This window comes from Micromonospora sp. NPDC048887 (genome assembly GCF_040649715.1).
Taxonomy (GTDB): domain Bacteria; phylum Actinomycetota; class Actinomycetes; order Mycobacteriales; family Micromonosporaceae; genus Micromonospora.
Window position 1 is genome coordinate 183,157 of record NZ_JBEZGA010000013.1, and the last position, 7,611, is coordinate 190,767.

At 69.2% G+C, this 7,611-nt stretch carries 6 protein-coding genes; 3 read left to right on the forward strand and 3 right to left on the reverse strand.

Annotated features, from left to right (window positions below; all coding sequences use genetic code 11):
• Window positions 1-12: 12 nt before the first annotated feature.
• Together AB0C17_RS21015 and AB0C17_RS21020 are read right to left on the reverse strand one after the other, a co-directional pair.
• The gene (locus AB0C17_RS21015; RefSeq protein WP_357388797.1) at window positions 13-951 is read right to left on the reverse strand and encodes an ABC transporter permease; all 939 of its coding nucleotides are present in this window, start codon (window positions 949-951) and stop codon (window positions 13-15) included.
• 89 nt (window positions 952-1,040) lie between these two features.
• The gene (locus AB0C17_RS21020) at window positions 1,041-2,639 is read right to left on the reverse strand and encodes an ABC transporter substrate-binding protein (RefSeq protein ID WP_357472018.1); all 1,599 of its coding nucleotides are present in this window, start codon (window positions 2,637-2,639) and stop codon (window positions 1,041-1,043) included.
• A gap of 391 nt (window positions 2,640-3,030) precedes the next feature.
• Here AB0C17_RS21020 and AB0C17_RS21025 point away from each other — a divergent pair, with 391 nt between their 5' ends.
• On the forward strand, window positions 3,031-3,894 hold the full coding sequence (locus AB0C17_RS21025; protein ID WP_357472021.1) for a bifunctional methylenetetrahydrofolate dehydrogenase/methenyltetrahydrofolate cyclohydrolase: 864 nt from the start codon (window positions 3,031-3,033) through the stop codon (window positions 3,892-3,894).
• Between the two features lie 98 nt (window positions 3,895-3,992).
• Window positions 3,993-4,943: a malate dehydrogenase gene (gene mdh / locus AB0C17_RS21030; RefSeq protein WP_357388791.1), complete on the forward strand. Its 951-nt coding sequence runs from the start codon at window positions 3,993-3,995 to the stop codon at window positions 4,941-4,943.
• A gap of 121 nt (window positions 4,944-5,064) precedes the next feature.
• Here the strand turns inward: mdh and AB0C17_RS21035 are convergent, their stop codons facing one another.
• Entirely contained in the window at window positions 5,065-5,862 is a 798-nt protein-coding gene (locus AB0C17_RS21035; protein WP_357472024.1) for an MBL fold metallo-hydrolase, read from the reverse strand.
• A gap of 139 nt (window positions 5,863-6,001) precedes the next feature.
• Here AB0C17_RS21035 and AB0C17_RS21040 point away from each other — a divergent pair, with 139 nt between their 5' ends.
• Complete coding sequence (locus tag AB0C17_RS21040; protein WP_013288497.1) at window positions 6,002-7,219, forward strand: NADP-dependent isocitrate dehydrogenase; 1,218 nt, start codon at window positions 6,002-6,004, stop codon at window positions 7,217-7,219.
• The last annotated feature ends 392 nt before the right edge of the window (window positions 7,220-7,611 follow it).

Below are 7,611 nucleotides of genomic sequence, written 5' to 3' on the forward strand. Positions count from 1 at the left end.
ACCTCGCTGTGCTCACTCATAGCGGATCCTCGGGTCGAGGACGGCGTAGAGCACGTCCACCACCAGGTTGGACAGCAGGTAGACCACGACGAGCACGCTGACGATGCCGACCACCAGCGGGCCGTCCTCGGTGCGGATGCCGCGGAACAGGTTGAAGCCGACGCCGGGAACGTTGAAGACGCCCTCGGTGATGATCGCGCCGCCCATCAGGTTGCCCAGCTCGACGCCGAGGAAGGTGATCACCGGGATGAGCGAGTTGCGCAGCACGTGCACGCCGACGATGCGGCGTCGCCGCAGCCCTTTGGACCGGGCGGTGCGGACGTAGTCGGCGCGCAGGTTCTCGGTCACCGAGGTACGGGTCAGCCGCAGCGCGGTGGCCAGGGAGAGCGAGCCGAGCACGATGCCCGGCAGCAGCAGCGCGTAGAAGGAGGGTTGCGCTCCGGCGGTGGGCGGGAAGACCGGCCAGCGTACGCCGAGGAAGTACTGGGCCAGCGGGGCCAGCACGATGGTGGGGATGCCGAGCACCAGCAGCGTGAGCACGAGTGTGGCGTGGTCGAACACGCCGGAGCGGCGGATCGCCGCGATCACGCCGGCGGTGACCCCGAAGATCACCGTCACGGCCATCGCGATCACGGCGAGCTTCACGGTGACCGGCCACGCGGCGGCGAGGATGTCGCTGATCTGCCGCCCGGTGAGCGACTGCCCGAGGTCACCCTGGACCAGGCCGCGCAGGTAGTCGAAGTAGCGGTAGAAGAAGCCGCCGACACCTGTCGCGTCCAGGTGGTACTTCTCGGTCAGGTAGGCCCGCTGCGCCGCGGTCACCGGCCGCTCCCCGGCGAGGGCCTGGATCGGGTCGCCCTGCCCGGCGAACATCAGCGCGTAGACGATCAGTGTGGTCCCGAAGAACGCGAGGACCATCTGGAGCAGTCGCCGCAGGATGAAGCGGAGCATGCTGGCAAGTCTGCCGAAACCAGGCGAAATGCGGGCCAATGCCAGGGCCGGGCCACCCGGTGGGGGTGGCCCGGCCCGTCAGCGGGGTGTCAGGCGCGTTCGATCTTCACCAGGTCCACCCGGTCGAAGAGGTCCACGTGGACGTTCTTGACCTTGGTCGAGTGGCCGAAGTTGTTCTGCCCGTACCGCAGCGGGATCACCGGCATGTCCTGCGCGAGCAGGTCCTCCGCCGCCTGGTACTTCTCGATCGCCTCGTCCTCGGTGGCCGCGCGGGCGCCCTCGGCGAGCAGCTTGTCGAACTCCGGGTTGCTGTAGCCGTAGTAGTTCGACGAGCCGGTGCTGCTGTACAGCGGGCCGAGGTAGTTCTCCATGGACGGGTAGTCCATGACCCAGCCCATCCGGAACAGGCCGACCGGCTGCTTCTGCTTGACCTTGGTCAGCAGGTCCGCGAACTTCGGCTCCGCGGTGCCCACGCACTCCACGCCCAGGTTGGCCTTGAGCTGGTTGCAGGTCGCGTCGACCCAGTCCTTGTGGCCGCCGTCGCCGTTGTAGGACAGCTCGATCTTCTTCGGGCCGCCCGCGGCCTCGTACGCGGCCTTGGCCTTGACCGGGTCGAACGCGCCGGCGGTGCCGATGGTGTTCTCCCGGTAACCCGCGACCACCGGCGAGACGAACGAGCGGGCCGGCTGCTGCGAGTCCTTGAAGATCGACTTGGTGATCTCGTCCCGGTCGATCGCCATCGAGATCGCCTTGCGCACCTCGGGCTTGCTGAACTCCTCCTGGAACGTCGGGAAGGCCAGCACCTGCAGCGACGAGGCCGGGCTCTGGAGGAAGCGGTCGCCCAGGTCGGTCGCGGCGGTGGACAGGTTCTCGGTCGGGATCGTCTTGATCACGTCGAGGTTGTCCGACAGCACGTCCGCGTACGCGGCGGTCGGCTGCTGGTAGATGCGGAACTCGACGCCGCCGACCTTGGGCTGCTGGCCCGGGAACGCGTCGTAGCGCTCCACCTCGACCTTGGCGTCGTGCTGCCAGGTGCCCTTCATCTTGAACGGGCCCTGGCCGATCGGCGCCTGCTCGTAGCCCTCGGCCAGCACGCCCGGCGCGGAGAAGGCCGCCTCGGGCAGCGGGTAGAAGGCGGTGTAGCCGAGCATGGACTTGAAGTCCACGTACGGCTCGCTGAGCGTCACGGTGAAGGTCAGGTCGTCGACCTTCTTCAGGCCGCTGAGCGTCTTGGCCTTCGGGCTCTCGCCCTGGAGGTCGTCGTAGCCGGCCACCTTCTCGAAGAAGTAGCTGGAGTTCTGGCCGTTCGGCGCGTACGCGCCGTAGTTCCAGGCGTCGATGTAGTTGTCGGCGGTGACCTGCTCGCCGTTGTGGAACGTGTAGCCGGGCTTCAGCTTGATCGTCCAGACCTTGTTGTCCGACGTCGTCACCGAATCGGCCGCCACCTCGTGCGGCTTGTTCGCGTCGTCGTAGTCGATGAGCGGGCTGAACAGGGCCGACAGGACCTGGGAGCCGCTCGTCTCGTTTGTGTTTGTGGGCACCAGGTGCTGCGGCTCGGCGATCTCGATCCGCACGGCCGCGTCGGAGTCGCCGGTGCCGCCGCCGCTGCCGCCCGAGCCGCAGGCCGTCAGGCCGAGCGTCACCGCGAGCGGGAGCGCGGCCCAGGCCGCGAGCCTACGAACACGCATGGGGGTCTCCTCATCTCCTCACGCTGCGCGGTCGTCCCGACGCTGGGTGACTCTGCGCAACGAGTGGTAACCGTAGGTCGCGGGTCGGCCCCTCGACAACTGATGCGTGGTCAATTGATGACTGATCGTGTTCGCCGAACCTTGCCGTCGTTGCTCCCGCCTGCTAGTAGTGGTGCTGAACTGGCCTTTTGTTCGTCATCGGTGGCCCGGTCGAGGTGACGTCGGATGGCTCTGGGGTGTCGGCTCCGAACGTCCGGTGTGTGCCCGCCCGGCTCCGGCTCGCCCTGCGCGTCCGGTGGTTGGTAACTCTCCGTGACTTCTGCCACGTTGTTGAGCGTGATCGTCGGCCGTCGTCGTCCGGCCTCGGCTGTGGACGTGAGACGATCACGACGTGACGGCGACGATCCTGGACGGCAAGGCCACCGCGGCGGAGATCAAGGACGAGCTACGAGCCCGGGTCAAGGCGCTCGCGGAACGCGGCATCACCCCCGGTCTCGGCACGGTGCTGGTCGGGGAGGACCCCGGTTCCCAGGCGTACGTCAACGGCAAGCACCGCGACTGCGCCGAGGTCGGCATCGCCTCGCTGCGGGTCGCGCTGCCGGCCGACGCCACCCAGGAGCAGCTCGACGCGGCGCTCGCCGAGCTGAACGCCGACCCGGCCTGCCACGGCTACATCGTCCAGCTCCCGCTCCCCGGGCACCTCGACACCCAGCGTGCCCTGGAGTCGATCGACCCGGACAAGGACGCCGACGGGCTGCACCCGGTCAACCTGGGCCGGCTCGTCCTCGGGTACGACGCGCCGCTGCCCTGCACCCCACGCGGCATCGTCGAGCTGCTGCGCCGGCACGACGTGCCGCTGCGCGGCGCGAACGTGGCGGTCGTCGGCCGGGGCAACACCGTCGGCCGCCCGCTGGGCCTGCTGCTGACCCGGCGCAGCGAGAACGCCACAGTGACGCTCTGCCACACCGGCACGCTCGACCTCGCCGCGCACACCCGCGCCGCCGACGTCGTCATCGTCGCCGCCGGCGTGCCGGGCCTGCTCACCGCCGACATGGTCAACCCGGGCGCGACCGTGGTCGATGTCGGCATCACCCGTGTGATCGGCGACGACGGCAAGGGCCGCTACACCGGCGACGTCGACCCGGAGGTGACCGAGGTCGCCGGCAAGGTGGTGCCGATGCCCGGCGGCGTCGGCCCGATGACCCGCGCGATGCTCCTGACCAACGTGGTCGAACGGGCCGAGCGGGTCGGCTGACACCCAGCCAGGTCATAACCGTCCGCCCCTGGCCCGATCGGTGCCAGGATGGCTGATACGGTCCGGAAAACCGACTGGTATCAGGGAGTGGGACGACCATGGGTAAGAAGGTCACTGTCGTCGGCGCCGGATTCTACGGCTCGACCACCGCGCAGCGCCTGGCCGAGTACGACGTCTTCGACACCGTCGTGATCACCGACATCGTGGAGGGCAAGCCGGCGGGTCTCGCGCTCGACCTCAACCAGTCCCGCGCGGTCGAGGGCTTCGAGACCAAGGTCGTCGGTGTCACCACCGGCCCGAACGGCGAGGGCTACGACGCCATCGAGGGCTCGGACGTGGTCGTCATCACCGCCGGCCTGCCCCGCAAGCCGGGCATGAGCCGGATGGACCTGCTGGAGACCAACGCCAAGATCGTCCGTCAGGTCTCCGAGAACGTCGCCAAGTACGCCCCGAACGCCGTCGTCATCGTGGTGTCCAACCCGCTCGACGAGATGACCGCGCTGGCCCAGCTCGCCACCCAGTTCCCCAAGAACCGGGTGCTCGGCCAGGCCGGCATGCTGGACACCGCCCGCTTCACCAACTTCGTCGCCGAGGCGCTGAGCGTACCGGTGAAGTCGGTACGGACCCTGACGCTCGGCTCGCACGGCGACACCATGGTCCCGGTGCCGTCCAAGAGCACCGTGAACGGCAAGCCGCTGCGTGACGTCATGCCGGCCGAGCAGATCGAGGAGCTGGTCGTCAAGACCCGCAACGGTGGCGCCGAGGTCGTCGCGCTGCTCAAGACCGGTTCCGCGTACTACGCCCCGTCCGCCGCCGCGGCCCGGATGGCGAAGGCAGTGGCCGAGGACTCCGGCGACGTCATGCCGGTCTGCGCCTGGGTCGACGGCGAGTACGGCATCTCCGGCGTCTACCTGGGCGTCGAGGCCGAGATCGGCGCCGAGGGCGTGAAGCGGGTCGTCGAGACCGACCTGGACGCCGACGAGCTGGCCGCGCTGAAGGAGGCCGCCGAGGCGGTCCGTGCCAAGCAGGGCGACGTCGCCAGCATGTGACGTAGCAAACGCGTCGAAGGCCCGCCGGCTCCGCCGGCGGGCCTTCTGCCGTCCCGCCCGCGGTTCCCCCTGTCGATCATGAAGTTGGCGGTCGAGTTGATCTCCATTTCCGCCGTCAACTTCATGATCGACGGGACGGCGGGTATGGGGTGAAGGGTGCGGTCAGGTGGGGGGTGGCCAGGAGGGCGGGGGAGAGGGTCGCCAGCAGGTGCTGCCGGGAGTGGCGGGCCGTGGCCGGATCGACCTCGTGTGCGTAGGGGAGGGCCGGGTCTGCCAGCTGGATCGCGTGCACGAGCAGGTCGCCGGTGATCAGGAGACGGTCGTCGCCCGCCTCGATGAGCACCGACTGGTGGCCCGGCGTGTGCCCGGGCGTGTGCAGCAGCCGTACCCCAGGGGTGAGGGGCGTCTCGCCGTCGACCACCCGCAGCCGGCCGGCGGCGCGCAACGGCGTCAGCAGCCGGGCCGGCAGATCCGGGTGGAACAGCTCCAGCGCGTCCACCTCGGCGCGCTGGACCAGGTGGTCCGCGTTCGGGAACAGCGGGCCGGCCCAGCCCACATGATCGGTGTGCAGGTGGGTGAGGACCACGGTGCGGACGTCGGCCGGATCGATCCCGGCGGCGGCCAGCTCGGCGGGGAGCCGGCCCGGCACCGGCGCCCAGCTCGCGGCGAGGGAGTCGGCCGGGCCGATCCCGGCGTCGACAAGCGTGACCGGCCCGTCGTCGGCCCGCAGGGCGAACGCGCGGAACCGCAGCCACCACCGGCCGTCGTCGGTGACCGCGCCCGGGTCGAGCCGGTCGGCCGCCGCCCAGTGCGTCTCGGTGGCGTCGGGAAAGGCCTCGCCGCGGGGCTGGAAGAAGGGCCCCTCGCCGTCACTGAGCGCGGTGACCGTGATAGACCCGATGGTGCGGCTGTGCGGCATCGGACGATGATGCCAGCGGGTCGCGGCGCGACGCAGCCCGCTTTTCCGGCGGTCCACCCGGGCCGCCTGGGGACTGCCGGCCAGTTTCCAGTACGCTCGTACTGCTTGAGCACGTGTCCCCCGAGAGGAGCGCCGGCCGATGGCGAAGATCAAGGTAAACAACCCGGTCGTGGAGATCGACGGCGACGAGATGACCCGGATCATCTGGAAGCAGATCCGGGAGCAGCTGATCCTGCCCTACCTCGACGTCGACCTGCACTACTACGACCTGTCGATCCAGCACCGTGACGCCACCGACGACCAGGTCACGGTCGACGCCGCCAACGCCATCAAGGAGCACGGCGTCGGCGTCAAGTGCGCCACCATCACCCCGGACGAGGCCCGGGTGGAGGAGTTCGGCCTGAAGAAGATGTGGCGGTCGCCGAACGGCACCATCCGCAACATCCTCGGCGGCGTGGTCTTCCGCGAGCCGATCATCATGTCGAACGTGCCGCGGCTCGTCCCGGGCTGGACCAAGCCGATCATCATCGGCCGGCACGCGCACGGTGACCAGTACAAGGCCACCGACTTCGTCGTCCCCGGCCCGGGCACGGTGACCATCACCTACACCCCGGCCGACGGCGGCACCCCGATGGAGATGGAGGTCGCCAACTTCCCCGGCGGCGGCATCGCCATGGGCATGTACAACTACGACGAGTCGATCCGGGACTTCGCCCGCGCCTCGTTCCGGTACGGCCTGGACCGCGGCTACCCGGTCTACATGTCGACCAAGAACACCATCCTCAAGGCGTACGACGGCCGGTTCAAGGACATCTTCGCCGAGGTGTTCGAGAACGAGTTCAAGGCCGAGTTCGAGGCCGCCGGCCTCACCTACGAGCACCGGCTGATCGACGACATGGTCGCCGCCGCGCTCAAGTGGGAGGGCGGATACGTCTGGGCGTGCAAGAACTACGACGGTGACGTGCAGTCCGACACCGTCGCGCAGGGCTTCGGCTCGCTGGGCCTGATGACCTCGGTGCTGCTCTCCCCGGACGGCCGTACCGTCGAGGCCGAGGCCGCCCACGGCACTGTCACCCGGCACTACCGGCAGTACCAGAAGGGCGAAAAGACCTCGACCAACCCGATCGCCTCGATCTACGCCTGGACCCGGGGCCTGGCCCACCGGGGCAAGCTGGACGGCACCCCGGCGGTCACCGAGTTCGCCGACACGCTGGAGAAGGTCATCGTGGACACCGTCGAGGGCGGCCAGATGACCAAGGACCTCGCGCTGCTCATCTCGCGGGACGCCCCGTGGCTGACCACCGACGAGTTCATGAACGCGCTCGACGAGAACCTGGCGCGCAAGCTCGCCGCCTGACGTGCAAGGAAGGGCCCCTTCTTAACGCCTCGCGTTGTAGAAGGGGCCCTTTTTAACACCTCAGGCCCGCCGGGACGGCGTGACCTCGTTCGGTACGCCCTCGTTGACAGGGTGGACGAGATGCCAGTCGCGTCCATGAAGGTGGGCCGTGGCCGCGCGCCGGCCGGCCGACCTTCGAGGCTGCTGAGCGCAGCCAGCCGTCCCTTCCCTGCGGGGGGTCCTGTCCCGGGCCCCCCGCGCCCCATGCTCCGGCCTGCGGCTGTTAAGAAGGGGCCCTTCCTCTACCGCAGGCGTTAATAAGAACTCCTAACGTTGGAGTTGGCGCCAGCAGATGAGGGCGCAGGCGAGGCTGAGGAAGGCTTCGTGGATGTCGTCGCGGATTTCCCAGCGGA

Coding starts and splice junctions, on each gene's coding strand:
- AB0C17_RS21015 (WP_357388797.1), bottom strand. CDS start 951: ATGCTCCGCTTCATCCTGCGGCGACTGCTCCAGATGGTCCTCGCGTTC.
- AB0C17_RS21020 (WP_357472018.1), bottom strand. CDS start 2,639: ATGCGTGTTCGTAGGCTCGCGGCCTGGGCCGCGCTCCCGCTCGCGGTG.
- mdh (WP_357388791.1), top strand. CDS start 3,993: ATGGGTAAGAAGGTCACTGTCGTCGGCGCCGGATTCTACGGCTCGACC.
- AB0C17_RS21035 (WP_357472024.1), bottom strand. CDS start 5,862: ATGCCGCACAGCCGCACCATCGGGTCTATCACGGTCACCGCGCTCAGT.
- AB0C17_RS21040 (WP_013288497.1), top strand. CDS start 6,002: ATGGCGAAGATCAAGGTAAACAACCCGGTCGTGGAGATCGACGGCGAC.